Origin of the sequence: Enterobacter sp. 18A13 (assembly GCF_007035975.1) — a bacterium.
GTDB lineage: Bacteria > Pseudomonadota > Gammaproteobacteria > Enterobacterales > Enterobacteriaceae > Enterobacter > Enterobacter vonholyi.
In genome coordinates this window covers 2,014,909-2,040,602 of record NZ_AP019634.1, presented here as the reverse complement: position 1 = coordinate 2,040,602, position 25,694 = coordinate 2,014,909, and the positions used below count along the sequence as shown (strand labels likewise).

Annotated in this window: 22 protein-coding genes; 15 read left to right on the top strand and 7 right to left on the bottom strand. The window is 56.4% G+C overall.

Translation table 11 applies throughout. The features are described from left to right. Window positions 1-22 precede the first annotated feature (22 nt). Window positions 23-889 (bottom strand): aldo/keto reductase family oxidoreductase, encoded by an 867-nt coding sequence (locus tag FOY93_RS10060; RefSeq protein ID WP_136194756.1) that lies wholly within the window; start codon window positions 887-889, stop codon window positions 23-25. A gap of 144 nt (window positions 890-1,033) precedes the next feature. Between FOY93_RS10060 and tcp the strand changes: the two genes are divergently transcribed. After that, window positions 1,034-2,695 (top strand): methyl-accepting chemotaxis citrate transducer, encoded by a 1,662-nt coding sequence (gene tcp / locus FOY93_RS10055; protein ID WP_136194755.1) that lies wholly within the window; start codon window positions 1,034-1,036, stop codon window positions 2,693-2,695. Window positions 2,696-2,722: 27 nt separating this feature from the next. Here the strand turns inward: tcp and smrA are convergent, their stop codons facing one another. Next, complete coding sequence (gene smrA / locus FOY93_RS10050; RefSeq protein ID WP_032640096.1) at window positions 2,723-3,286, bottom strand: DNA endonuclease SmrA; 564 nt, start codon at window positions 3,284-3,286, stop codon at window positions 2,723-2,725. A 354-nt stretch (window positions 3,287-3,640) separates the two neighbouring features. Beyond that, on the bottom strand, window positions 3,641-4,552 hold the full coding sequence (locus FOY93_RS10045) for a LysR family transcriptional regulator (RefSeq protein ID WP_136194753.1): 912 nt from the start codon (window positions 4,550-4,552) through the stop codon (window positions 3,641-3,643). A gap of 175 nt (window positions 4,553-4,727) precedes the next feature. Here FOY93_RS10045 and FOY93_RS10040 point away from each other — a divergent pair, with 175 nt between their 5' ends. The 7 genes from FOY93_RS10040 (at window position 4,728) to uspE (ending at window position 11,898) form a co-directional block, all read left to right on the top strand. Next, window positions 4,728-6,038 (top strand): M20 family metallo-hydrolase, encoded by a 1,311-nt coding sequence (locus FOY93_RS10040; protein WP_136194752.1) that lies wholly within the window; start codon window positions 4,728-4,730, stop codon window positions 6,036-6,038. After that, window positions 6,038-7,483, top strand: coding sequence for a M20 family metallopeptidase (locus FOY93_RS10035; protein WP_143345026.1), 1,446 nt, complete (start codon window positions 6,038-6,040; stop codon window positions 7,481-7,483). Before FOY93_RS10040 ends, FOY93_RS10035 begins: the two co-directional genes overlap by 1 nt. Window positions 7,484-7,519: 36 nt before the next feature. Next, window positions 7,520-9,046 carry a p-aminobenzoyl-glutamate transporter gene (abgT, locus tag FOY93_RS10030; RefSeq protein ID WP_143345025.1) on the top strand — a complete coding sequence of 509 codons (1,527 nt, stop codon included), beginning with the start codon at window positions 7,520-7,522 and terminating at the stop codon, window positions 9,044-9,046. Window positions 9,047-9,056: 10 nt separating this feature from the next. Then, window positions 9,057-9,572 (top strand): methylated-DNA--[protein]-cysteine S-methyltransferase, encoded by a 516-nt coding sequence (ogt, locus tag FOY93_RS10025; protein ID WP_045401311.1) that lies wholly within the window; start codon window positions 9,057-9,059, stop codon window positions 9,570-9,572. 183 nt (window positions 9,573-9,755) lie between these two features. Beyond that, window positions 9,756-10,508 carry a fumarate/nitrate reduction transcriptional regulator Fnr gene (fnr, locus tag FOY93_RS10020; RefSeq protein ID WP_006174991.1) on the top strand — a complete coding sequence of 251 codons (753 nt, stop codon included), beginning with the start codon at window positions 9,756-9,758 and terminating at the stop codon, window positions 10,506-10,508. A 147-nt stretch (window positions 10,509-10,655) separates the two neighbouring features. Beyond that, window positions 10,656-10,838, top strand: coding sequence for a hypothetical protein (locus FOY93_RS10015; protein ID WP_014883604.1), 183 nt, complete (start codon window positions 10,656-10,658; stop codon window positions 10,836-10,838). Window positions 10,839-10,947: 109 nt separating this feature from the next. Then, the gene (gene uspE, locus FOY93_RS10010) at window positions 10,948-11,898 is read left to right on the top strand and encodes a universal stress protein UspE (protein WP_032640084.1); all 951 of its coding nucleotides are present in this window, start codon (window positions 10,948-10,950) and stop codon (window positions 11,896-11,898) included. A 64-nt stretch (window positions 11,899-11,962) separates the two neighbouring features. Here the strand turns inward: uspE and pntB are convergent, their stop codons facing one another. After that, window positions 11,963-13,351, bottom strand: coding sequence for a Re/Si-specific NAD(P)(+) transhydrogenase subunit beta (gene pntB, locus FOY93_RS10005; RefSeq protein WP_133294266.1), 1,389 nt, complete (start codon window positions 13,349-13,351; stop codon window positions 11,963-11,965). A gap of 10 nt (window positions 13,352-13,361) precedes the next feature. Continuing rightward, window positions 13,362-14,891, bottom strand: a complete 1,530-nt coding sequence (gene pntA, locus FOY93_RS10000) for a Re/Si-specific NAD(P)(+) transhydrogenase subunit alpha (protein ID WP_133294265.1) — start codon at window positions 14,889-14,891, stop codon at window positions 13,362-13,364. A gap of 535 nt (window positions 14,892-15,426) precedes the next feature. Between pntA and ydgH the strand changes: the two genes are divergently transcribed. From ydgH to tus, 7 genes are all read left to right on the top strand, one after another. After that, window positions 15,427-16,371: a DUF1471 family protein YdgH gene (gene ydgH / locus FOY93_RS09995; protein ID WP_111965689.1), complete on the top strand. Its 945-nt coding sequence runs from the start codon at window positions 15,427-15,429 to the stop codon at window positions 16,369-16,371. A gap of 185 nt (window positions 16,372-16,556) precedes the next feature. Next, complete coding sequence (locus FOY93_RS09990; RefSeq protein ID WP_115874886.1) at window positions 16,557-17,939, top strand: amino acid permease; 1,383 nt, start codon at window positions 16,557-16,559, stop codon at window positions 17,937-17,939. A gap of 39 nt (window positions 17,940-17,978) precedes the next feature. After that, window positions 17,979-18,701: a dihydromonapterin reductase gene (gene folM, locus FOY93_RS09985; protein ID WP_111965687.1), complete on the top strand. Its 723-nt coding sequence runs from the start codon at window positions 17,979-17,981 to the stop codon at window positions 18,699-18,701. Between the two features lie 110 nt (window positions 18,702-18,811). Next, the gene (rstA, locus tag FOY93_RS09980) at window positions 18,812-19,528 is read left to right on the top strand and encodes a two-component system response regulator RstA (protein ID WP_021241154.1); all 717 of its coding nucleotides are present in this window, start codon (window positions 18,812-18,814) and stop codon (window positions 19,526-19,528) included. A 237-nt stretch (window positions 19,529-19,765) separates the two neighbouring features. Further along, window positions 19,766-20,026, top strand: coding sequence for a hypothetical protein (locus FOY93_RS09975; RefSeq protein ID WP_111965686.1), 261 nt, complete (start codon window positions 19,766-19,768; stop codon window positions 20,024-20,026). A 75-nt stretch (window positions 20,027-20,101) separates the two neighbouring features. Then, window positions 20,102-21,400 carry a two-component system sensor histidine kinase RstB gene (rstB, locus tag FOY93_RS09970; RefSeq protein ID WP_045910344.1) on the top strand — a complete coding sequence of 433 codons (1,299 nt, stop codon included), beginning with the start codon at window positions 20,102-20,104 and terminating at the stop codon, window positions 21,398-21,400. A gap of 73 nt (window positions 21,401-21,473) precedes the next feature. Next, window positions 21,474-22,403 (top strand): DNA replication terminus site-binding protein, encoded by a 930-nt coding sequence (gene tus, locus FOY93_RS09965; RefSeq protein ID WP_143345024.1) that lies wholly within the window; start codon window positions 21,474-21,476, stop codon window positions 22,401-22,403. Here the strand turns inward: tus and fumC are convergent, their stop codons facing one another. Together fumC and fumA are read right to left on the bottom strand one after the other, a co-directional pair. Further along, window positions 22,404-23,798: a class II fumarate hydratase gene (fumC, locus tag FOY93_RS09960; RefSeq protein WP_115874882.1), complete on the bottom strand. Its 1,395-nt coding sequence runs from the start codon at window positions 23,796-23,798 to the stop codon at window positions 22,404-22,406. It lies immediately after the preceding gene. A 182-nt stretch (window positions 23,799-23,980) separates the two neighbouring features. After that, window positions 23,981-25,627 (bottom strand): class I fumarate hydratase FumA, encoded by a 1,647-nt coding sequence (gene fumA, locus FOY93_RS09955; RefSeq protein ID WP_024909338.1) that lies wholly within the window; start codon window positions 25,625-25,627, stop codon window positions 23,981-23,983. Between the last annotated feature and the right edge of the window lie 67 nt (window positions 25,628-25,694).

The following is a 25,694-nucleotide window of genomic DNA, read 5'->3' as shown; positions in this document are numbered from 1 at the left end:
TCGGGCTTTGCGCCTGTGACGATCAGTCCATCAGCGTATTCAATGTTTCCAGCGCGTCAGGCGGCAGCTGCAGTTCCCCCGCCGCGAGGTTTTGCCGCAGATGCGCCACGGAAGAGGTGCCCGGGATCAGCAGAATATTCGGAGAACGCTGCAGCAGCCATGCCAGCGCAACCTGCATTGCCGTGACGCCCAGTGAATCCGCGACAGCCTTAAGCCCGGAAGATTGCAGCGGCGTAAAGCCGCCCAGCGGGAAGAACGGTACATACGCGATCCCTTGCTGCGCGAGCAGATCCACCAGCGCATCATCACCCCGGTTAACAATGTTGTACATGTTCTGCACGCACACCACCGGCACCATCTTCTGCGCTTCCGCAACCTGGGTGGCCGTGACGTTGCTCAGGCCAATATGCCGCACCAGCCCCTGCCGCTGTAATTCTGCCAGGGTGGAGAGCGGTTCAGCAATCGACCCTTCCGCAGGCCCGTGTGCGCTAAACATGATCCGCAGATTCACCACGTCCAGCACGTCCAGCTGCAGATTACGCAGGTTGTCATGCACCGCCTGCGTCAGTTCCTGTGCGGAAAAGGCCGGCAGCCAGGCGCCTTTGTCGTTGCGACGGGCGCCAATCTTGGTGACGATCGTCAGATCGTCCCGGTAAGGATGAAGCGCCTCGCGGATCAGCTGGTTGGTGACATGAGGACCATAAAAATCACTGGTATCAATATGGTTCACCCCCGCCGTCACCGCCTCGCGCAGCACGTCCAGCGCGGCCTGCTTATCCTTCGGTGGGCCAAAGACGCCCGGCCCGGCGAGCTGCATCGCACCGTAGCCCAGTCTTTTAACCGTCCGCGTCCCGAGCGCGTACGTCCCGCTTTTATCAATGCTGCTCATGTTAACCTTCCTCATAAAAATGATCCGGATTTACAACAGGTTCCTCACCGGAGCCCTTAGTTAAGCGCGAGTTAAATTAAAGTTTAAATTCTATACGACGATAGTATTGGTGTACCTCTGCATCCTTTCTAACGGACGACCGCTATGCTGAAAAATTTGCACGTGATTACCGGTATTATCTTTGCTCTCACCATATTCTGTCTGCTGCAAGTTGTCACGGGAGGGTTGTTCTACTCTGCCGTCAGCAACGATCGCCATAACTTCCAGAATTCCGGCGTGCTCAATGCCCAGCAGGAAAGCCTGAGCGACAGCGTGAACACGCTGGTGAAAACGCGCGTCACCGTCACCCGCGTGGCGATCCGCTACCTGAAAAACCAGCGTGACCCGGCTTCCCTGGCAGCGATCAACAAACTGCTTGGCACCGCAGGCGACTCGCTGGCAAAAGCCGAAGCCTATAACAAAGAGTGGCAGAAGCTGCCGCAGGTTAAGGGCCAGGAGGCGGCATTGACCGACGAGATGCAGAAATCCTGGAACCAGATGCATGAAGTCATGCGTTTATCGATTGAGTATCTGCGCGCCGACAACTATCAGGCCTATGGCGATCTGGATGCGCAGCAGGCGCAGGACGATATGGAAGCGGTCTATAACCGCTGGCGCGCCGAAAACAACACCCTGCTGAAGGCCGCAACCGAAGAGAACCAGAGCAGCTTCACGCAGATGCAGTGGACGCTGGCGGCAATTCTGCTGGCCGTGATCGCGGTTCTGGTGGTCATCTGGCAGGGTTTACAACATCTGCTGTTAAAACCACTCCACTCCATTATGAACCATATTCGCGCCATTGCAGGGGGCGACCTGACGCAGGAGATCGCTATCTCGGGTCGCAATGAGATGGGTCAGCTGGCCGCCGGCCTGCATGAGATGCAGCAGTCGCTGGTAACCACCGTCAGCGCCGTACGCGGAAGTACCGATTCCATCTACACCGGCGCAGGTGAAATTGCCGCGGGGAGCAACGATCTTTCCGCCCGCACCGAGCAGCAGGCCGCCTCGCTCGAAGAGACCGCTGCCAGCATGGAAGAGCTGACCGCGACGGTTAAACAGAACTCCGATAACGCCCGTCAGGCCACGCTGCTGGCGAAAAACGCCTCTGAAACGGCCGCGCGCGGCGGTCACGTCGTGGATAACGTGGTTCGCACCATGAACGAAATCGCCGACAGTTCGCAGCAAATTGCGCATATTACCGGCGTGATCGACAGCATTGCGTTCCAGACCAACATTCTGGCGCTTAACGCCGCGGTGGAAGCGGCACGCGCCGGGGAACAGGGCCGTGGTTTTGCGGTTGTTGCAGGCGAAGTCCGTACGCTGGCGAGCCGCAGCGCGCAGGCGGCGAAAGAGATCAAAGGGCTTATCGAGAACTCTGTCAGCCGGGTGAATACCGGTTCTGAGCAGGTTAGCGAGGCCGGCACCACCATGAAGGAAATTGTCGCCGCCGTCACCCGCGTGACCGATATCATGGGTGAGATTTCATCTGCCTCTGACGAGCAGAGCCGCGGTATTGAGCAGGTGAGCCTGGCCGTTTCGCAGATGGACAGCGTGACGCAGCAAAACGCCGCGCTGGTGCAGGAGTCCGCCACGGCGGCTGCGGCGCTGGAAGATCAGTCCGAGCAGCTGCGCCAGGCGGTGGCCGCGTTTCGCTTGAACGGCAAAGAAAAAGCGGTCGCCCCGCGCCCGGCCAGTCTGAAAACGCCACAGCTGCTGCGCCCGGCGACAACTACCGCCTCTACCGACAGCAACTGGGAAACGTTCTGAGTCATCGGCGGGCGAGGAGATCGCCTGCTAGCGGCTGCGCTTGGCGTGCCGCTCCCAGTTTTCCTGTTTTGCTTCATCCGATTTTCGCAGTGAAACATAACATGCCCCGCTGCCGCCGTGATGCGGCAGCGCCACGCAGAAAGCCTGCACTTCCTCAAACTCGGTTAACCAGCGCGCCAGATAGCTGCGCACCACATTGGGATGCGAGTTCTGCTCGCGCCCTTTCCCGTGAATGATAATCAGATTGCGTAACCCGTCGCGTCCGGCCTGACGAATAAAAGAATAGAGCATCTGACGGCAGCGTTCGGCGGGCTGGCGCAGGAGGTTTAAGCTGGCCTGGCGGGCATATTTACCCGCGCGCAGCTTATCAATAACGCCCTGCTGTACCCCTTCGCGCTGGAACGCCAGCGGTTCTTCCAGGGGAAGCACGTCGAGAAAATCCAGCGTCAGGAAGTTATCCAGCTGTTCGCTATCCACCTCCTCGCGCGCCCGCGTATTGCGGCTGGGCTGCCAGTGAATATCCGCGCAGCGCTTCAGTGGCTGGACATCTTCCATGGCGTCAAGAAAAAATGATTTGTCGTCAGGGTTCATGGATATCCTCCGGCTACAACTGAGGACGGTACTATACCTGCGCCCGAGACAGGCCTCAATCACCGTTACAGGGCGATACGTGGCAATAATATTAACCTGATGAATATATATAGTCATTATTAAAGAAAGTTAAACCACACTTAACTAAAACTTCAGCAAAGTTAAATTACGTGATTTATGTTAAAAATTCATTAAATCAATTACTCGCCTGCCTTTCATTTTTCGGAAAAGGTGTTATACCTAAATATACCTGCCTCATGGATATAATACTCAGGATTGGCGAAAGGACGCACTGCTGTGTGTACTATAGGGTCTGTTTGATGTCGGACAGATCCTGTTTTTTTTATATGCATTTCAGGCGATGACTATTTTCCTCACCTCCCTTCTGAACTGCGTAATTAATGACTCAGCAAGGGGAGTCTGACGTGAATCACGGCGCTGAATTAAATAATAGGTTGCTTTAGGAAGCGATTCGACAACCGGCAGCATGACCAGCCGGTGCGCCAGCAGCGGGTCACACCCTAGCTCCTGCGGCAATATGCTTAAAAAGTCACTTTGCGCAACCAGGCTAATACAGGAAGAAAATGTTTCGCAAACCACACCAATTCGCGGTATTTGCGAACGATCGCTAAATACCTCCTCTAATTGCTTATAATAACTTCCCCGCGGCGTCGGCATTGTCCAGTTATAATGCAGGAGTTCATTAATTGACGTTGCTCCCATTGCCGGGTGACCTTCACGACAAAATACCGCAAACGGTTTTTCGAAGAGCTTTTCAAACGTAAACTCCTGGTCGTAAGGCCCCTGATAATAAGTGTTGATGGTGAAGTCCAGTTCGCCCTGGCGTAATTCATTGATCATCGACACCAGCTGCCCTTCCATAATCCTCACCTTGACCTGCGGATGCTGCGCATGGAAGCGGGTGATAACGGCGGGCATAAGCGTGCGTGAAACGCTGGCCCCCATCCCGATGTTGATCTGCCCGGCCAGCTCCCCCTGCCGCTGACGGATGTCATCCTGCGCCGCGCGCAGCTCTTCCAGAATCAACCTGGCGCGCTGGTAAAAGCCCTCACCGCATTCGGTCAACGCGACGCCCTTACTCCTGCGCACGAAAAGCTGCGCCGCCATGCCCTCCTCCAGTTCTTTAATGGATTTGGTCAGCGCCGGCTGCGAAAGATTCAGCGTCCTGCTGGCACCGCGAATGCTGCCCTGACGCGCAACCTCAACAAACGCCCGGATTTGATGAAATTTAATCTGGAATGTCATAGCCCAACCGATAACCGTTGTTTATCAGAGTAAAGAAACTGTCATCTACTTTAATGGAAAGCGATGTGCGAGGGTAATTCCTGAACGGTTGAAACTGTGAAAAATCGGTTAGTGATAAGTAAAAACTATCACAGCGTGAAGCAGTTCACATATTTTAATGATGACAGGAACAGATATGGACACACTGGCGCAGTACATCCAGACGTTAACGCCGCAGCTGAGCGCGTGGCGTCGCGATTTTCACCATTTTGCGGAATCCGGCTGGGTAGAGTTTCGTACCGCCGCGAAAGTCGCGGAAATACTGGACTCGCTGGGTTACGCACTGGCGATGGGCCGCGACGTGGTCGATGCCGAAAGCCGGATGGGGTTACCCGATGACACAACCCTGGCGCGAGAGTTTGCCCGCGCGCGCGCGCAGGGCGCGCCTGAGAAATGGCTGGCGCCGTTTGAAGGCGGGTTTACCGGCATTGTCGCCACCCTGAATACCGGCCGCCCGGGCCCAACCCTGGCGTTTCGCGTCGACATGGACGCCCTTGATTTAAGCGAAGCGCTTGACGACAGCCATCGCCCGTTCCGCGACGGGTTTGCCTCCTGCAATCCGGACATGATGCACGCCTGCGCGCACGACGGCCACACCACGATTGGTCTGGGACTGGCACAGGTGCTAAAGCAGAATGAAGCCCGGCTCAACGGCACCATCAAGCTGATCTTCCAGCCTGCCGAAGAAGGAACGCGCGGCGCGCGCGCCATGGTTGCCGCCGGGGCGCTGGATGACGTGGACTATTTCACGGCTATCCATATTGGCACCGGCGTACCTGCCGGGACGGTAATCTGCGGCAGCGATAACTTTATGGCCACCACCAAGTTCGACGTGAGCTTCACCGGCGTGGCCGCGCACGCGGGCGGTAAGCCGGAGGACGGTCGTAACGCCCTGCTCGCCGCCGCGCAGGCCGCCCTCGCCCTGCACAGCATCGCCCCGCACAGCGACGGCGCATCCCGGGTGAACGTCGGGGTGATGCAGGCGGGCAGCGGGCGCAACGTGGTCCCCGCGAATGCGCTGATTAAGGTTGAAACCCGCGGCGAAAGCGAAGCGATTAATCAGTACGTCTTTGAACGCGCGAAGGCGGTGATTACCGGCGCGGCGGCGCTCTACGGCGTGAGCGCGGAGATGCGCCTGATGGGGGCTGCCACCTCCAGCGCGCCGACATCGGCGTGGGTGGATTATCTGCGCGAACAGGCGAGCCGGGTTTCCGGGGTTGTTCACGCCATCGATAAGGTGAAAGCGCCAGCGGGCTCCGAAGACGCCACGCTGATGATGGCCCGCGTGCAGCAGAACGGCGGCATGGCGTCCTATATGGTGTTTGGCACGGATTTGAGCGCCGGGCATCACAACGAAAAATTCGACTTCGATGAGCAGGTGATGCCTGTCGCCATCGAAACGCTGGCGCGAACTGCGCTTAATTTCCCGTGGACGCGAGGTGTGTAATGCAGGAGAACTACGCTTTTATTGCCGATGCGATCGACACGCGATGTCGGACGTTAGCCGATATTGCCGACGCGATCTGGGATCGTCCCGAAACCCGCTTTGAAGAGTTCTGGTCCGCCGAACGGCTGGCCAGCGAGCTGGAAGCAGAAGGCTTCACGCTGACCCGCGAGGCAGGCGGTATTCCAAATGCCTTTATCGCCAGCTTCGGCAGCGGAAAACCGGTTATCGCCCTGCTGGGCGAGTACGACGCGCTGGCCGGGTTAAGCCAGCAGGCACACTGCGCGACCGCGCAAACCGCCACGCCGGGGGCTAACGGCCACGGCTGCGGGCATAACCTCTTAGGCACCGCGGCGCTTGCGGGCGCGGTGGCGGTGAAAAGCTGGCTGGAGCAGCACGGCGGCAGCGGAACGGTGCGTTTTTACGGCTGTCCCGGCGAGGAAGGCGGCTCCGGGAAAACCTTTATGGTGCGCGAAGGGCTGTTTGATGACGTCGATGCCGCCGTCACCTGGCACCCGGAAGCCTTTGCCGGGATGTTTAACGTCAGCACGCTGGCGAATATTCAGGCCGCCTGGCGTTTTCACGGCGTGGCGGCGCACGCGGCCAACTCCCCCCATTTGGGACGCAGCGCTCTGGACGCCGTGACGCTGATGACCACCGGCACCAACTTCCTCAACGAACACATCATTGAGAAAGCGCGCGTCCATTACGCCATCACCGACACCGGCGGGATTTCCCCCAACGTGGTACAGGCGCAGGCCGAAGTGCTGTACCTGATCCGCGCCCCGGAGATGGCCGATGCGCAGCAGATCTACGAACGCATCGAGAAAATTGCCCAGGGCGCGGCGATGATGACCGAAACCACCGTCGAGTGTCGCTTTGATAAAGCCTGCTCAAGCTACCTGCCGAACCGCACGCTCGAGGCGGCGATGTATCGCGCCCTGCAGCACTACGGCACGCCGCAGTGGACCGAAGAAGAGCGAAAATTTGCCCGCGAGATCCGCGCCACGCTGACGCCCAACGATCTGCAAAACAGCCTGAAAAATATTGCCGCCACGGGTGGCGACGCGGGTAAAGCCTTTGCCCGTCGTCATCAGGCGACGCTGCTGGTAGATGAAGTCGCGCCTTACGCCGTCACCGACAACGTGCTGGCGGGTTCAACCGACGTGGGCGACGTCAGCTGGAAAATGCCGGTGGCCCAGTGCTTCAGCCCCTGCTTTACCGTCGGCACGCCGCTGCACACCTGGCAGCTGGTGTCTCAGGGGCGAACCTCTATTGCCCACAAAGGCATGCTGCTGGCCGGAAAAGTGATGGGCGCAACCGCGCTCAATCTGCTGCAGGACGCATCGCTGCTGAAAAAATGCCGTGAAGAGTTTGAACAGCAAATACAAGAAAAACCGTACGCGTGTCCGATCCCACGGGGCGTGACACCGTCACCTTTAAAATAAAAAAACATAACACAACAACACTCCCGAGGAACGCCCATGAGTATGTCATCCATACCTTCGCATTCCCCATCCGGTAAGCTCTATGGCTGGGTTGAAAGGATCGGCAATAAAGTGCCGCACCCTTTCCTGCTGTTTATCTATCTGATTGTGATTTTGATGGTCGCCACTGCCGTGCTCTCCGCCTTTGACGTCAGCGTGCGCAGTCCGGCCGACGGCAGCCTGGTGGCGGTGAAAAACCTGCTCAGCGTTGAGGGGCTGCACTGGTTTTTACCCAACGTGATTAAAAACTTCAGCGGCTTCGCCCCGCTGGGCGCCATTCTGGCGCTGGTGCTGGGTGCCGGACTGGCCGAACGCGTGGGCCTGCTGCCCGCATTGATGGTAAAGATGGCTTCTCACGTCAGCGCGCGGTACGCCAGCTACATGGTGCTGTTTATCGCCTTCTTTAGCCATATCTCCTCCGACGCCGCGCTGGTGATCATGCCGCCGATGGGGGCGCTGATCTTCCTCGCCGTCGGGCGCCACCCCGTGGCGGGCCTGCTGTCGGCGATTGCGGGCGTGGGCTGTGGATTCACCGCCAATCTGCTGATCGTCACCACCGACGTGCTGCTCTCGGGCATCAGTACGGAGGCGGCGAAAACCATTGATGCGGCCATGCACGTCAGCGTGATCGACAACTGGTACTTTATGGCAAGCTCGGTCATTGTCCTGACGATTGTCGGCGGGCTGATTACCGATAAGATCGTCGAGCCGCGCCTGGGCAAATGGGAAGGCCGCAGTGATGAAAAGCTGGAGACGCTGAGCGAAACGCAGAGCTTTGGCCTGCGCGTGGCGGGGATTGTCTCGCTGACCTTTATCGCCGCGGTGGCGCTGATGGTGGTGCCGGAAAACGGCATACTGCGCGATCCGGTTAAACATACGGTCCTGCCTTCGCCGTTTATCCAGGGCATCGTGCCGCTGATTATTCTGTTTTTCTTTGTCGTCTCGCTCGCCTACGGTATCGCCACCGGTAAAATCCGCCGCCAGGGCGATCTGCCGCAGCTGATGATCGAGCCGATGAAGGAGATGGCGGGTTTTATCGTGATGGTGTTCCCGCTGGCCCAGTTTGTGGCGATGTTTAACTGTAGCAACATGGGCAAGTTTATGGCCGTGGGCCTGACCGACGCGCTGGAGGCTGCCGGGCTAAGCGGCGTACCGGCGTTTGTCGGCCTGGCGCTGCTGTCATCCCTGCTGTGCATGTTTATCGCCAGCGGCTCCGCCATCTGGTCGATTCTGGCCCCGATCTTCGTGCCGATGTTTATGATGCTGGGTTTTCACCCGGCGTTTGCCCAGATCCTGTTCCGTATCGCGGACTCCTCGGTGATACCGCTGGCGCCGGTCTCGCCGTTTGTTCCGCTGTTTTTAGGCTTCCTCCAGCGCTATAAACCCGAGGCCAAACTGGGTACCTACTATTCGCTGGTTTTACCCTACCCGCTTATCTTTTTAGGGGTATGGCTGGTGATGCTGGTGGCATGGTATCTTGTCGGCCTGCCGATTGGGCCGGGAATATACCCGAGGCTGAACTGAAGGAATGAGGATGCTGAGATTACTCGAAGATAAGATTGCGACGCCGCTTGGACCGCTGTGGGTTATCGCGGATGAGACGTTCAATCTGCGCGCCGTTGAGTGGGAAGAGCACAGCGACCGCATGGAAGAGCTGCTCAATATTCATTACCGCTTGCAGGGTTATGAACGTATCAGCGCAACCAACCCGGGTGGGCTGAGCGACAAGCTTGCGGCGTACTTCGAAGGCGATCTCAGCATCATTGATACTCTGCCGACCGCCACGGCTGGCACGCCTTTTCAGCGCGAAGTGTGGCAGGCGCTGCGGTCGATTCCGTGCGGGCAGGTCATGCATTACGGCCAGCTCGCGGAGCAGTTAGGTCGCGCAGGCGCTGCACGCGCGGTGGGTGCCGCTAACGGCTCTAACCCGGTCAGCATAGTGGTGCCCTGCCATCGCGTCATTGGCCGCAACGGTACCATGACAGGCTATGCCGGTGGCGTGCAGCGAAAAGAGTGGTTGCTGCGTCACGAAGGGTATCTCTTGCTCTAGTTCCCAGGCTTTTTGTGCTTAATTTTCTACCGGTTAGGCTAAAAATCCATAATCAAGCTGTGGAATTTCAAGAAGATGGCGACGCATTGTCGTCTCTTGTCCTTATTGAGGGTTTGTCAGGCTTACGTACTTACCAAAAAGATGTTAAAATTGACCAATATCAATTAAGGCTTGAGCAAACCTATGATCCCGGAAAAGCGAATTATACGACGCATTCAGTCTGGCGGTTGTGCTATCCATTGCCAGGATTGCAGCATCAGCCAGCTCTGTATCCCGTTTACCCTGAATGAGCATGAACTCGATCAGCTTGATAATATTATCGAGCGTAAGAAGCCTATTCAGAAAGGGCAGACGCTGTTTAAAGCGGGAGACGAACTGAAATCGCTCTATGCTATCCGTTCTGGCACCATCAAGAGCTACACCATCACCGAACAGGGCGATGAGCAGATCACCGGCTTCCATCTGGCGGGTGACCTGGTAGGCTTTGATGCCATCGGTACGGGCCACCACCCGAGCTTTGCTCAGGCACTCGAAACCTCGATGGTTTGCGAAATTCCGTTTGAAACCCTGGACGATCTGTCCGGCAAGATGCCTAACCTGCGTCAGCAGATGATGCGTCTGATGAGCGGTGAGATCAAAGGCGATCAGGACATGATCCTGCTGCTTTCTAAAAAGAATGCCGAAGAGCGCCTGGCCGCGTTTATCTACAACCTCTCCCGCCGCTTCGCCGAGCGTGGCTTCTCGCCGCGTGAATTCCGTCTGACGATGACGCGTGGCGATATCGGCAACTACCTGGGTCTGACCGTGGAAACCATCAGCCGTCTGCTGGGTCGTTTCCAGAAAAGCGGGATGCTGGCCGTTAAGGGTAAATATATCACTATCGAAAACGGTGAAGCGCTGGCCGTTCTTGCCGGGCACGCCCGTAACGTGGCGTAAACGCCATACGTATACTGCCAGACCGATAAATTTTCCTGATTCATTGGTCTGGCATATTACCCCGTCATTTATCTGACCTTTTCACCGTAGCACACCCCCACACAGCGCCCGAAAGGTTCTCGTTGAGGTTATGAATTGAGAGAAAGTTTGTTTTTCGTTTCAGTCGTGATTGCCTCAGTGACCTTTATCTTCATCTGGATCATGCTTGTCGGCCCAATGAAGGGGGAAGAAAAAACCTACGTCCAGGACTCCACGACCTTTGCGATAGCAGTGATGGTGCTGCTGTTTATTGCGTTTATCGCGGTGACGACGACGGTACTTTTCCTCTGATAAATTTTCATGAAATATTGATCTGGCAAAACCTCCCCTCTGTTTCATTCAGGATATATAGGTTACTCTTTTAATTACAGACTGTGGTGACAGTAGTAAGGAGACCTGTATGGCCAAGTATCAAAACATGCTGGTAGCTATCGATCCGAACCAGGACGATCAGCCGGCATTACGACGTGCTGTGTATTTACATCAACGGATTGGTGGCAAAATCAAAGCGTTTTTGCCGATCTATGACTTCTCGTATGAGATGACCACCCTTCTGTCGCCTGACGAGCGAACCGCTATGCGTCAGGGCGTCATCAGCCAGCGTACCGCGTGGATCCGAGAACAGGCGAAGTATTACCTGGAAGCGGGTGTTCCCATTGATATTAAAGTGGTCTGGCACAACCGACCTTTCGAAGCCATCATCCAGGAAGTTGTCGCCGGTGGGCACGATCTGCTGCTGAAGATGGCGCACCAGCACGACAAGCTGGAATCCGTGATCTTCACCCCGACCGACTGGCACCTGCTGCGCAAATGCCCTTGCCCGGTCTGGATGGTTAAAGACCAGCCGTGGCCTGAAGGCGGGAAAGCCGTTGTGGCGGTAAACCTCGCTAGCGAAGAGGATTACCACAACTCCCTGAACGAGAAGCTGGTGAAGGAGACCATCCAGCTTGCCGACCAGGTCAATCATACTGAAGTGCACCTGGTAGGTGCCTATCCGGTCACCCCTATTAACATTGCCATTGAGCTACCTGAATTTGACCCGAGCGTGTACAACGACGCGATCCGTGGTCAGCATCTGCTGGCCATGAAAGCGCTGCGCCAGAAATTCAGCATTGATGAGAAAATGACCCACGTGGAAAAAGGGTTGCCTGAAGAGGTGATCCCGGACCTGGCGGAACACCTGCAGGCGGGGATTGTGGTGCTGGGTACTATCGGCCGGACCGGTATTTCTGCCGCCTTCCTCGGCAATACCGCCGAACAGGTGATCGACCATCTGCGCTGCGACCTGCTGGTCATTAAGCCGGATGAGTACCAGACGCCGGTTGAGCTGGACGATCCGGAAGACGATTAACACCTGACGCCGCCCGACAATAAAAAAACCGCCAAATTCGGCGGTTTTTTCGTTTCAGCGCAACTTACAGCGCTTTCAGAATCGCATCCACGCTGGCTTTAGCATCGCCAAACAGCATGTGGGTATTCTCTTTGAAGAACAGCGGGTTCTGCACCCCGGCATAACCGGTATTCATAGAACGTTTGAAGACGATTACGTTCTGCGCCTTCCACACTTCCAGAACCGGCATACCGGCGATTGGGCTACCCGGATCGTCCTGTGCAGCAGGGTTAACGGTATCGTTGGCACCAATGACCAGCACGGTGTCGGTGTCGGCGAAATCATCGTTGATCTCATCCATTTCCAGCACGATGTCGTAAGGCACTTTCGCTTCCGCCAGCAGCACGTTCATGTGGCCAGGCAGACGCCCTGCCACCGGGTGAATACCAAAGCGAACCTTGATGCCCCGCGCGCGCAGCTTCTCGGTGATTTCCGCAACCGGATACTGCGCCTGCGCCACCGCCATGCCGTAGCCGGGGGTGATGATCACAGAATGCGAGTTTTTCAGCATGTCTGCGGTATCTTCCGCAGAAATTTCACGGTGCTCACCCACTTCTTCATCAGCACTGGAAGAAGAGCCATCTGTCCCGAAACCACCGGCGATTACGCTAATGAACGAACGGTTCATCGCCTTACACATGATATAAGACAGGATCGCGCCGGAAGAACCCACCAGCGCACCGGTGACGATCAGCAGGTCGTTGCTCAGCATAAAGCCTGCCGCCGCTGCCGCCCAACCGGAGTAGGAGTTCAGCATCGAGACAACTACCGGCATATCCGCACCACCGATGGATGCCACCAGGTGCCAGCCGAATGCCAGCGCGATGATGGTCATTACCAGCAACGCCAGCACCTGCAGACCGACGCTTTCGGTACGCACGAAGATCACCAGCAGAACAAATGACACCACCAGCGCCGCCAGGTTCAGCTTATGACGGTTTGGCAGCATCAGCGGTTTAGAGGAGATCTTCCCGCGCAGTTTACCGAACGCGACAATGGAGCCCGTGAAGGTCACCGCACCGATGAAGATACCCAGGAACACTTCAGTCAGGTGGATGTTGACCAGAATCGGTTCCAGACCCGGTTCGTGATACAGGTAGCTGTTGAAGCCCACCAGCACCGCGGCCAGACCCACAAAGCTGTGCAGAATGGCAACCAGCTCCGGCATCTCGGTCATTTCAACGCGTTTTGCCAGACGAATACCAATCGCGCCACCGATGATCATCGCCACCAGGATCCACGCTACGTTGCCGGTATCCGGCCCGAAGATGGTGGCAATCAGCGCAATCGCCATCCCGGCGATACCAAAGTTATTCCCCTGCTGAGACGTTTCGTGTTTGGAAAGCCCCGCCAGACTGAAAATAAACAGGATTGCAGCAACAATGTATGCGGCTGTCACTAATCCTCCAGACATATGCTACCCCTTAGCCTTTACGAAACATTTTCAGCATGCGCTGAGTCACGGTGAAACCACCGAAAATATTGATACTGGCGATCAGTACCGCGATAAAGCTCAGGAAGCTGATCCAGCCGCCGTGACCAATCTGCAGTAACGCCCCCACCACGATGATCCCGGAGATGGCGTTGGTTACCGACATCAGCGGCGTGTGCAGCGCATGGGAGACGTTCCACACCACGTAGTAACCTACGACGCAGGAGAGCGCGAAGACGGTAAAATGGCCGAGGAACTCTTTTGGCGCGACGTCAGCCAGCCAGCCGAACAGAATAATCACCAGCGCCATGATCGCGTATTTACGCCACGGTGAAGCCGGTTTAGCAGATTCTTTTGGCTCAGGCGCCGCTTTCGGTGCCGCCTGAGGCTGAGCAGATACCTGAATAGGCGGCGCAGGCCAGGTAATTTCACCTTCACGGACCACGGTCACACCGCGCACCACCACATCGTCGAAATCAACGGTGACGTTGCCGTCTTTCTCTTTGCAGAGCAGCTTAAGCAGGTTGACGAGGTTAGTGCCGTACAGCTGAGAAGACTGCGTTGGCAGACGGCCCGGCAGATCGGTATAGCCGATCACCTTCACGCCGTTAGCGGTCGTGGTCACCTGATTCGGTACGGTATATTCACAGTTACCGCCGTTTTGGGCGGCCAGGTCGACAATCACGCTGCCCGGCTTCATGGAATCAACCATCTCACGGGTAATCAGCTTCGGCGCAGGTTTACCCGGGATAAGCGCGGTGGTGACAATAATGTCGACATCTTTCGCCTGAGCGGCGAAGAGTTCCATTTCGGCTTTGATAAAGGCTTCGGACATCACCTTCGCGTAACCGTCGCCGCTGCCGGCTTCTTCCTTGAAGTCCAGCTCAAGGAATTCGGCGCCCATACTCTGGACCTGTTCCTTTACTTCAGGACGGGTGTCAAAGGCGCGTACGATAGCGCCCAGGCTATTTGCCGCACCGATTGCGGCAAGGCCCGCCACGCCCGCGCCAATCACCATGACTTTCGCCGGAGGGACTTTACCCGCGGCGGTGATTTGACCGGTAAAGAAGCGACCAAATTCGTGGGCTGCTTCAACAATGGCGCGGTAGCCAGCAATGTTTGCCATGGAGCTTAAGGCATCCAGCGACTGCGCGCGCGAAATGCGCGGCACGGAGTCCATCGCCATTACGGTCACGCCACGGGCCGCCAGCTTCTCCATTAGCTCCGGGTTTTGCGCAGGCCAGATGAAGCTCACCAGGGTTGTCCCCGGATTCAGCAGCGCAATCTCACCCTCTTCCGGTGCGTTGACCTTCAGAATCACCTGCGACTGCCAGACGTCAGCACCGTCGACCACTTCCGCGCCAGCCTGGATAAAGGCCTCGTCATCGAAACTCGCCAGTTTGCCCGCGCCGCTTTCAACCGCGACCGTAAAACCCAGCTTAAGCAGTTGCTCCACCGTTTTCGGTGTTGCCGCTACGCGGGTTTCATTGGCTAACCGTTCTTTTGGTACCCCAATACGCATAGTTTTCCCTTCCATCGGTTCTTGATGATGGTTTATCGATAAATGCCCGCGGTTTGTATCAATTTTCACCATCGCACCAGCGACGAGATATGATTAACCCCGGAAAATAAAACAGTAACAAACTGTCTATAACCTACTGAAAATAGCGCCCGTGATCTACCGCCAGAAAACACTATTTCTTACTTTATCTGTGAAAAATAAGCGATCGGCGTCACTGACAGTGATATTTACCTTAAATTCATCGCCGGAACCGATAAATCGCGCAAGCGAAGCGGTAAAAACATGATATAGCGCCGTAAGAGAACAACTTATTAACATTAAATTAACTTGCAAAAGTCATATGCTTTATCAGTTTTACTTGTCAAACGCGTGTTTTTTCAACATATCACTAAATGTTATCGAATAAGGTGATTCAGTGAGCACAGGCAGTGAAAAATGGCGCAGACAGCGACGGGTTTTAAATGCAATAATCGGGACCGTCTTAAATTAACAACAATACCAGTACATGGTTTGCGCAAGGCGAAGGATCATTTTTATGAAGCTTAAGAACACACTCCTGGCGTCCGCACTTCTTTCCGCGACCGCCCTGTCTGCGAATGCCGCAACAGAGTTAACGCCGGAGCAAGCGGCAGCGTTAAAACCTTTTGACCATACGGTCATTGTGGGTCGTTATAATTCTATTGGCGACGCCGTCGCCGCTGCATCAAAAGCTGCTGATAAAAACGGGGCGGCCTCGTTTTATGTCGTTGACCAGTCCGATTACGGCAACAGCGGTAACCTGCGCGTGACCATCGCGCTATTCAAAGACAATGCGCCAAAAGCTGACGCACCGAAAAACCGCGTGATCAACGGTGTTGTTGAACTGCCGAAAGATCAGGCGATTGAGCTGGAACCCTACGACACCGTCACCGTTCAGGGCTTTTACCGCAGCCAGCCTGAAGTGAACGATGCCATCACCAAAGCCGCGAAAGAGAAAGGAGCTTATTCTTTCTACATCGTGCGTCAGGTCGATGCTAACCAGGGTGGCAACCAGCGCATTACCGCGTTCATCTATAAAAAAGATGCGAAAAAACGTGTTCTGCAAAGCCCGGATGCCATCCCGGCGAATTCAGAAGCGGGTCGCGCGGCGATAGCGAAAGGTGGCGAAGCCGCGAAGAAAGTTGAAATTCCAGGCGTCGCAACGACGGCGGCCCCAAGCGCTGAAGTGGGTCGTTTCTTTGAAACGCAGTCCACGAAAGGTGGCCGTTACTCCGTTACGCTGCCGGACGGTACCAAAATTGAAGAGTTGAACAACGCCACTGCAGCGCAGATGGTGCCGTTCGACAGCATCAAATTTACCGGCAACTACGGCAACATGACGGAAGTCTCTTACCAGGTCGCGAAGCGTGCGGCGAAGAAAGGGGCGAAGTACTACCACATCACCCGCCAGTGGCAGGAACGTGGTAACAACGTGACCATCAGCGCCGATCTGTACAAGTAACAAAAGTCGTTTACGAAAGGCGGCGCAATGCCGCCTTTTTTGTTACTTTTTTTGAATTTCTGCCTCACGTCATTGCATGCTTTCGTTACACTCCGTAAAATCCCGCGCCTTAGTGTGATCCACCATTTTTATGCGCCTGAGCGAAATAATTATTCTGGATTTTGACCTTTCATAACAGGAAGCCAATGGAAAAGAAACTTGGCCTGAGTGCTCTGACTGCACTCGTTTTAAGCTCAATGCTGGGTGCGGGCGTATTCAGTTTGCCGCAAAATATGGCGGCAGTCGCGAGCCCTTCTGCGCTCATCATTGGCTGGGGCATTACGGGTGTCGGAATATTGCTGCTGGCCTTCGCTATGCTGCTGCTCACCCGCATTCGCCCGGATCTGGACGGCGGCATTTTCACCTATGCGCGTGAAGGTTTCGGCGAGCTGATTGGCTTCTGTTCCGCGTGGGGATACTGGCTGTGTGCCGTTATCGCCAACGTCTCCTATCTGGTAATCGTCTTCTCGGCGCTCAGTTTCTTTACCGATACGCCTGAGCTGCGCCTCTTTGGCGACGGAAATACCTGGCAGTCTATTGTGGGCGCCTCGGTGTTATTGTGGTTCGTCCACTGGCTGGTGTTACGTGGCGTACAAACGGCCGCCAGCATCAACCTGGTAGCGACGCTCGCGAAGCTGGTTCCGCTCGGCCTGTTTATCGTTCTGGCCTTCATTGCGTTCCGTATGGACGTGTTTAAGCTTGATTTCAGCGGTGTTGCGCTGGGCGTCCCCGTCTGGGAGCAGGTGAAAAACACGATGCTGATTACCCTGTGGGTGTTCATCGGTGTAGAAGGCGCGGTCGTGGTTTCTGCCCGAGCCCGAAATAAACGCGATGTGGGCCGCGCCACGCTGCTGGCCGTACTCGCTGCGCTCGGGGTCTATCTGCTGGTAACGCTGCTGTCGCTGGGCGTGGTGGCGCGTCCTGAACTGGCTGAAATGCGTAACCCGTCAATGGCAGGGCTGATGGTGAAAATGCTCGGCCCCTGGGGCGACGTGGTGATTGCGGCTGGCCTTATCATCTCCGTCTGCGGCGCGTACCTGAGCTGGACCATCATGGCGGCTGAAGTTCCTTTCCTGGCCGCGACGCACAAAGCGTTTCCACGCCTTTTCGCCCGTCAAAACCAAAACAGCGCGCCGTCGGCATCGCTCTGGCTGACCAACATCAGCGTTCAGGTCTGTCTGGTGCTGATCTGGCTCACAGGTTCAGACTATAACACCCTGCTGACCATCGCCTCGGAGATGATTCTGGTACCCTATTTCTTAGTGGGTGCGTATCTGTTAAAAATTGCCACACGCCCGGCGCATTATGTTGTGGGTGTCGGAGCCTGTATTTACGGCCTGTGGTTGTTGTATGCTTCCGGTCCTATGCATCTGCTGCTGTCGGTGGTGCTGTACGCACCGGGTCTGCTGGTGTTTATCTATGCCCGCCGCACGCATCAGTTGGAGAACGCGCTGAAACGCCGTGAGATGGCATTGATTGGACTGTTACTGGTTGCTGCCCTACCGGCAACCTGGATGTTAATGGGATAGCATCGCCTTTCCCATTGTTGAACTGTAAAGGAGAATACGATGGGAAATGCACCGCTTCGCCCAATACTGATTACCGGTGGAGGCCGCCGTATCGGCCTCGCCCTCGCCCATCACTTTCTCAACCTTCGCCATCCGGTCATTGTCAGCTACCGTACGGAATACCCGTCGATTGAAGGGTTACGCAAAGCGGGGGCGGTCTGCATTCAGGCTGATTTTTCAACCGATGAAGGCATTCTGGCTTTCGCGGAAACGGTAAAAGCCACCACGACGGGGCTGCGCGCCGTGATCCATAACGCCAGCGCATGGCGTGCCGAAAAACCCGGTACGTCACTTAGCGAAACGCTCTCCTCCATGCTGCAGATCCACGTCAATGCCCCTTATCTGCTTAACCACGCTCTGCAGGACCTGCTGCGCGGCCACGGGCACGCTGCGGGCGACATCATTCACTTCACCGATTATGTAGTGGAGCGCGGCAGCGACAAGCACATCGCCTACGCGGCCAGTAAAGCCGCGCTGGATAACATGACCCGCTCGTTTGCCCGCAAGCTCGCCCCCGAGGTGAAGGTGAATGCCATCGCCCCGGCGATGATTTTGTTTAACGAAAACGATGATGCAGAGTATCGCCAGCAGGCGCTGAATAAGTCGCTCATGAAAATCGCCCCCGGCGAGAAAGAGGTCATCGACCTCGTGGATTACCTGCTCACCAGCTGCTACGTCACCGGCAGAACCTTTGCCGTGGACGGTGGCCGTCCGCTGCGCTAGTGAAAGCGAATAACAGCCAGAATTACGGAACCGGCGTTAATTTTGAAAGATTAATGGAAGGTTAAGGTTTCGCGGTGTATGTTGGCTTTTTTCACGAAAACAGACGCTGTATGAATAAGATTGTTTATGTTGAAGACGAACCCGAAGTCGGGCAGCTGATCGCCGCCTATCTGGGTAAACATGATATGGACGTCATTGTTGAACCTCGCGGCGATCGTGCCGAAGAGGTGGTCGTCCGTGAAAACCCGGATCTGGTGCTGCTGGATATCATGTTGCCAGGCAAAGACGGCATGACGCTCTGCCGTGACCTGCGCGCCCGGTGGGAGGGCCCTATTGTCCTGCTCACCTCACTGGACAGCGATATGAACCACATTTTGTCGCTGGAGATGGGCGCAAATGACTACATTCTGAAAACCACACCGCCTGCCGTCCTGCTTGCCCGCCTGCGCCTGCATTTGCGCCAGCACGCCAGCATCGAACGCGAAGCGCCCGCGCCTTCTCTGACGCCGCACAAAGCGATGCGCTTCGGTACGCTGTCTATTGACCCCATTAACCGCCAGGTGCTGCTCTCCGGCGAGCTTATCGCCCTCTCCACCGCAGACTTTGACCTGCTGTGGGAGCTGGCAACGCATGCCGGACAGATTATGGACCGTGACGCGCTGCTGAAAAACCTGCGTGGCGTGAGCTATGACGGAATGGACCGCAGCGTTGACGTGGCGATTTCGCGCCTGCGCAAAAAACTGCAGGATAACGCCACCGAGCCCTACCGCATTAAAACCGTGCGTAATAAGGGTTATCTGTTTGCCCCACATGCATGGGAAACCTGAGAAGATAACCTGACATAAATGAAGGCATTGCGCGACGATGCCTTCTCTTTCGCACGTTTATTTTTACGTTTGCGCAACAATTTACTTGCTAAGCACGCGAACTATTTCATAATTACCTTCTCGACTCTCCTTTCTTCAGCTCGCCCCGCTCTTGCGATCGTTTTACTCATTTTCGCCGTGAAGCTTTCACGACATCACTCCAACAAATCTTGAAGTGAGGATTTAAGCCCATGACATATGTATAGCTACGGTCAGGTAGAAGCGATAAAAACGAATCTTGAGTGGATTGTTAATCAGGCAACCCTTAACCACGTCACCCCCTCACGAACCGATCAAAAAGCGCTCTTTGACCTGCTGGAACTCATCCAGTCTTACGAAATACTGCTGGACCTCATCAGCGAATACGGGACGGATGTGATTGATACGCATATTGCTGAAGGACTGGCGATGACCGAAAAACTCATCGCCAAGGTAAAAAACAGCGCGAAAGCCATATAACACGCTCGACAGACGTGAAAAACTCGAAGGGTTTTCATGTATATTCTGCACATAGCGTTTTTGCGGTGAGATCCAATGAAAAAGCTGTTTGTGCAGTTTTATCTTTTACTGTTTGTCTGCTTCCTGGTGATGACCATGCTGGTCGGGCTGGTTTATAAATTTACCGCCGAACGTGCTGGCAGGCAGTCGCTGGACGATCTGATGAAAAGCTCGCTCTATCTGATGCGCAGCGAGCTAAGAGAGATCCCGCCACACGACTGGGCGAAAACCCTGAAAGAGCTGGATCTGAATCTGTCATTCGATTTACGCATCGAGCCGTTGAAAGATTTCGATCTGGACCCACCCGCCATGCAGCGTCTGCGCGACGGGGACATCGTCGCGCTGGATGAGAAATACACCTTTATCCAGCGTATTCCTCGCAGCCATTACGTGCTTGCCGTCGGGCCGGTGCCCTATCTCTATTATCTGCACCAGATGCGTCTGCTGGACATGGCGCTGATGGCCTTTATCGCCATTTCGCTCGCGTTTCCGGTCTTTATCTGGATGCGCCCCCACTGGCAGGACATGCTGAAACTGGAATCCGCCGCGCAGCGTTTTGGCGAAGGGCATTTCACCGAACGCATTCACTTCGACAGCGGTTCCAGCTTTGAACGCCTTGGCGTGGCCTTTAACCAGATGGCCGATAACATTAATGCCCTGATAGCCAGTAAGAAGCAGCTGATCGACGGGATTGCACATGAGCTGCGCACGCCGCTGGTTCGCCTGCGCTATCGTCTGGAGATGAGCGAGAATCTGACGGAAGCGGAATCTCAGGCCCTGAACCGCGATATTGGCCAGCTTGAAGCGCTGATTGAAGAGCTGCTGACCTATGCGCGCCTCGATCGCCCGCAAAACGAACTGAACCTCAGCACGCCGGATCTGCCCGCGTGGCTGCAAACCCATATTGACGATGTTCAGAGCGTAAACCCGCAGCGCACGCTGTTGACGCGCGTCACGCCGGGTGATTACGGCGCGCTTGATATGCGCCTGATGGAGCGCGTGCTGGACAACCTGATGAACAACGCCATGCGCTACAGCGAAAGTACGCTGCAGATTGGGCTGGATTTGCAGGGAAACCAGGCCAGCCTGACGGTAGAGGATGACGGACCGGGGATTGCCCCGGAGGCACGCGAAACCGTGTTTGAACCGTTTGTCCGCCTCGATCCCAGCCGCGATCGCGCCACCGGAGGATGTGGCCTGGGGCTGGCCATTGTCTACTCTATCGCCCAGGCCATGGGCGGTACGGTGCATTGCGAGGAGAGCGAGCTCGGCGGCGCGCGCTTCTGCTTTAGCTGGCCGGTGTACCATAACATCGCCCTTCCCGTCCCTGCCTGACTTCAAGCGCACGCTGGCCTGACCCGGCGTGCTGTGCTATATGATAAGTATGTTGTAACTAATGAGAGTATTTATGGCGACCTACGATCTCATCGAACGGCTGAACAGCACGTTCCGGGAAATAGAACACGAGCTGCTAACCCTGACAGAACGTTTGCAGACCTGCCGCCTGCTGGCCGCGCGCGTCTTTACCCTGCCCGAGGTGGTCAAAGGGGCCGAGCACGATCCGCTGGACACCATCGACGTGAAGCAGCACATCGGCAAGGCCGCACTGGAGCTGGCGATGAAGCACTATCGCCATCTTTTTATCCAGCAGCAGTCTGAACAGCGCAGCAGCAAGGCGGCGGTGCGGCTGCCCGGCGTGATCTGCCTGCAAACCGATGCCGCAGCGCGCGAAGCGCTGGAAAGCCAGATTACTCATATAAACAGCCTGAAAGCGGCATTTGAGAAAATCGTTACCGAAGAGTCGGGCCTGACCCCCGCCGCCCGGTTTGAGTGGGTGCACCGTCAGCTTCCGGGGTTAATTACCCTGAATGCCTATCGCACGCTAACGGTACTGCGTCATCCCGCCACGCTGCGCTTCGGCTGGGCGAATAAGCACATCATTAAAAACTTCACCCGGGATGAAATTCTGGCGCAGCTGGAAAAAAGCCTGAAGACGCCGCGCACCGTCGCGCCGTGGTCGCGTGAGCAGTGGATTGAGCGCCTCGAACAGGAGTACCACAGCATCGCCTCGCTGCCGGCGGATACGCGCCTCAAAATTAAGCGCCCGGTGAAGGTTCAGCCTATCGCCCGCGTCTGGTATTCCGGCCAGCAAAAACAGGTGCAGTATGCCTGCCCAACGCCGCTGATTGCGCTCTATGATGACGATCGGGGGGCAATAGTGCCGGATATTGGTGAATTGCTGAATTACGATGCTGAAAATGTCCAGCACCGTTACCGACCTCAGGCGCAGCCGCTTCAGCTGATTATTCCGCGGCTGCACCTGTACGTAGCGAGTTGATTATTTCAGGCTGCCAACCATCGCCTCGGGACGTACCCAGGCATCGAACTCCGCCTCCGTCAGATAGCCCAGCGCCAGGGCGGAGTCTTTCAGCGTCAGCCCCTCCTTATGCGCTTTTTTGGCGATCTCGGCGGCTTTGTCGTAGCCAATATGGGTATTGAGCGCGGTCACCAGCATCAGCGATTCGTTCAACAGCTGGCTGATGCGCTCGCGGTTTGGCTCGATCCCCACCGCGCAGTGTTCGTTAAAGCTCTCCATGCCGTCCGCCAGCAGACGAATCGATTGCAGAACGTTGTGGATCACCATCGGGCGATAGACGTTCAGCTCGAAGTTGCCGGACGCACCGCCCAGGTTGACGGCCACGTCGTTGCCCAATACCTGGCAGCAGAGCATGGTCATGGCTTCGCACTGGGTCGGGTTGACTTTACCCGGCATGATGGAGCTGCCCGGCTCGTTTTCCGGAATGCTGATTTCACCGATGCCGCAGCGCGGGCCCGAGGCCAGCCAGCGCACGTCGTTGGCGATTTTCATCAGCGAGGCCGCCAGCCCTTTCAGCGCGCCGTGGGTGTGGACCAGCGCATCGCAGGTCGCCAGCGCCTCGAACTTGTTGGGCGCCGTGACGAACGGCTGCCCGGTGATGTTTGCCAGCTCCTCCGCCACGCGCACCGCATACTCCGGATGGGTGTTCAACCCGGTCCCAACCGCCGTCCCGCCGAGCGCCAGCTCCGCCAGATGCGGCAGGCTGTTCTCAATATGCTTCAGGTTGTGTTCCAGCATCGCCACCCAGCCGGAAATCTCCTGGCCGAGCGTCAGCGGCGTGGCGTCCTGCAGGTGCGTACGGCCAATTTTGACGATGTCGCGGAAGGCCTGCGCCTTCTCGTTGAGCGTAGACTTCAGGACGTTGAGCTGCGGGATAAGCTGCTCGCGGATAGCAATCACCGCCGCCACGTGCATGGCCGTCGGGAAGACGTCGTTAGAACTCTGGCTTTTGTTGACGTCATCGTTCGGGTGAACCTTGCGCTCCATGCCGCGCACGCCGCCCAGCAGTTCGCTTGCCCGGTTCGCCAGCACTTCGTTCATGTTCATATTGCTCTGGGTGCCGGAACCGGTCTGCCAGATAGCGAGGGGAAATTCATCGGGATGCTTGCCCGCCAGCACTTCGTCGGCGGCGTTGATGATGGCGGTCGCTTTGTCTGCCGTCAGCAGGCCTAAATCCTGGTTCACTTTCGCGGCTGCACGTTTGGTGAGCGCCAGCGCCTGAATCAGCGAGACGGGCATTTTTTCAGTCGAGATACGGAAATGCTCCAGCGAACGCTGGGTTTGCGCGCCCCATAGCTTGTCGGCCGGGACGTCGATGGCGCCCATCGAGTCTTTCTCATGGCGTACCGTGGTCATTACTTTCTCCTTGATAACAAAAGAGGGATTGCTCACATGCTTAAGGGATAAGTATTGATGACTTCTGAGAAACGTTATGGCGCTTTGTGCGCTCTTTTTGATGTCGGGTGTCGGCTACGCCTTACCCGACCTACGAGAATCCAGGCCGGGTAAGCGTCAGCGCCACCCGGCAATTTACAGATTTACTTCACACACGCCGAACACTGGGACGACTGGATCTGCTTGAAGAAATCGTTGCCTTTGTCATCCACGAGGATGAACGCCGGGAAATCTTCCACCTCAATTTTCCAGATCGCTTCCATACCCAGTTCCGGGTATTCCACGCACTCCAGGCTCTTGATGCTGCCCTGCGCCAGAACCGCAGCCGGGCCGCCGATGCTGCCGAGGTAGAAGCCGCCGTGCTTGTGGCAGGCGTCCGTCACCTGCTGGCTGCGGTTGCCTTTCGCGAGCATGATCATGCTGCCGCCGTTGGCCTGCAGCTGGTCAACGTACGAGTCCATACGGCCCGCCGTGGTTGGGCCTAACGAGCCAGAGGCGTAGCCTTCAGGCGTTTTCGCCGGGCCGGCGTAGTAGATCGGGTGATCTTTAATGTACTGCGGCAGCCCTTCGCCGTTGTCCAGACGCTCTTTCAGCTTCGCGTGCGCGATGTCGCGGCCCACGATAATCGTGCCGTTCAGGGAGAGACGGGTCGAGACCGGATACTGCGAAAGCTGCGCCAGAATCTCTTTCATCGGACGGTTCAGGTCAACGCGGACCGCTTCCCCCTCGCCCGCTTTGCGCAGCTCTTCCGGGATATATTTGCCCGGGTTGTTTTCCAGTTTTTCGATCCACACGCCTTCGCGGTTGATCTTCGCCTTGATGTTGCGATCCGCAGAGCAGGAGACGCCCATCCCGACCGGACAGGAAGCACCGTGACGCGGCAGACGGATCACGCGCACGTCGTGGGCAAAGTATTTGCCGCCAAACTGCGCGCCAAGACCCAGGTTACGCGCTTCTTCCAGAAGCTCCTGCTCAAGCTGAACGTCGCGGAACGCCTGGCCGTGCTCGTTACCTTCGGTTGGCAGGCCGTCGTAGTATTTGGTTGAGGCTAGCTTCACAGTCTTCAGCGTGCTTTCAGCCGACGTGCCGCCAATCACAAACGCGATATGGTACGGCGGGCACGCCGCGGTGCCGAGGGTGCGCATCTTCTCAACCAGGTAGTTCTTCAGCTTACCCGGGGTGAGCAGCGCTTTGGTTTCCTGATAGAGATAGGTTTTGTTGGCCGAACCGCCGCCTTTGGCGATACAGAGGAATTTGTACTCGTCCCCGTCGACGCTGTAGAGGTCTATCTGTGCAGGCAGGTTGGTGCCGGTGTTGACCTCTTTATACATGTCCAGCGCCGCGTTTTGCGAATAGCGCAGGTTGTCTTCGGTGTAGGTGTTATAAACGCCGTGTGCCAGCGCCGCTTCGTCACCGCCGCCGGTCCAGACGCGCTGCCCTTTTTTACCGACGATGATCGCCGTGCCGGTATCCTGACAGGTTGGCAGAATGCCTTTCGCCGCGATATCGGAGTTACGCAGGAACTGCAGGGCAACGTACTTATCGTTTTCGCTGGCTTCCGGGTCGCTCAGAATATCGGCCACCTGCTGCTGATGCGCAGGACGGAGCATAAACGAGGCGTCGTGGAAAGCGTGCTGCGCCAGCAGCGTCAGCGCCTGCGGATCCACCTTGAGGATCTCTTGTCCTTCAAATTCAGAGACGGAGACGTGATCGCGGGTTAACAGGTAATACTCGGTCTGATCCTTACTGAGGGGGAAAGGATCCTGATAATGGAAGGGTTTATTCGACATTGGTCTCTCACTTACTGCTTCGGTCTGTTTATTCAGGGCAGATGTTCCGCTGCCCGGCTTAAAAGCG

Coding starts and splice junctions, on each gene's coding strand:
- FOY93_RS10060 (WP_136194756.1), bottom strand. CDS start 889: ATGAGCAGCATTGATAAAAGCGGGACGTACGCGCTCGGGACGCGGACG.
- tcp (WP_136194755.1), top strand. CDS start 1,034: ATGCTGAAAAATTTGCACGTGATTACCGGTATTATCTTTGCTCTCACC.
- smrA (WP_032640096.1), bottom strand. CDS start 3,286: ATGAACCCTGACGACAAATCATTTTTTCTTGACGCCATGGAAGATGTC.
- FOY93_RS10045 (WP_136194753.1), bottom strand. CDS start 4,552: ATGACATTCCAGATTAAATTTCATCAAATCCGGGCGTTTGTTGAGGTT.
- FOY93_RS10040 (WP_136194752.1), top strand. CDS start 4,728: ATGGACACACTGGCGCAGTACATCCAGACGTTAACGCCGCAGCTGAGC.
- FOY93_RS10035 (WP_143345026.1), top strand. CDS start 6,038: ATGCAGGAGAACTACGCTTTTATTGCCGATGCGATCGACACGCGATGT.
- abgT (WP_143345025.1), top strand. CDS start 7,520: ATGAGTATGTCATCCATACCTTCGCATTCCCCATCCGGTAAGCTCTAT.
- ogt (WP_045401311.1), top strand. CDS start 9,057: ATGCTGAGATTACTCGAAGATAAGATTGCGACGCCGCTTGGACCGCTG.
- fnr (WP_006174991.1), top strand. CDS start 9,756: ATGATCCCGGAAAAGCGAATTATACGACGCATTCAGTCTGGCGGTTGT.
- uspE (WP_032640084.1), top strand. CDS start 10,948: ATGGCCAAGTATCAAAACATGCTGGTAGCTATCGATCCGAACCAGGAC.
- pntB (WP_133294266.1), bottom strand. CDS start 13,351: ATGTCTGGAGGATTAGTGACAGCCGCATACATTGTTGCTGCAATCCTG.
- pntA (WP_133294265.1), bottom strand. CDS start 14,891: ATGCGTATTGGGGTACCAAAAGAACGGTTAGCCAATGAAACCCGCGTA.
- ydgH (WP_111965689.1), top strand. CDS start 15,427: ATGAAGCTTAAGAACACACTCCTGGCGTCCGCACTTCTTTCCGCGACC.
- FOY93_RS09990 (WP_115874886.1), top strand. CDS start 16,557: ATGGAAAAGAAACTTGGCCTGAGTGCTCTGACTGCACTCGTTTTAAGC.
- folM (WP_111965687.1), top strand. CDS start 17,979: ATGGGAAATGCACCGCTTCGCCCAATACTGATTACCGGTGGAGGCCGC.
- rstA (WP_021241154.1), top strand. CDS start 18,812: ATGAATAAGATTGTTTATGTTGAAGACGAACCCGAAGTCGGGCAGCTG.
- FOY93_RS09975 (WP_111965686.1), top strand. CDS start 19,766: ATGTATAGCTACGGTCAGGTAGAAGCGATAAAAACGAATCTTGAGTGG.
- rstB (WP_045910344.1), top strand. CDS start 20,102: ATGAAAAAGCTGTTTGTGCAGTTTTATCTTTTACTGTTTGTCTGCTTC.
- tus (WP_143345024.1), top strand. CDS start 21,474: ATGGCGACCTACGATCTCATCGAACGGCTGAACAGCACGTTCCGGGAA.
- fumC (WP_115874882.1), bottom strand. CDS start 23,798: ATGACCACGGTACGCCATGAGAAAGACTCGATGGGCGCCATCGACGTC.
- fumA (WP_024909338.1), bottom strand. CDS start 25,627: ATGTCGAATAAACCCTTCCATTATCAGGATCCTTTCCCCCTCAGTAAG.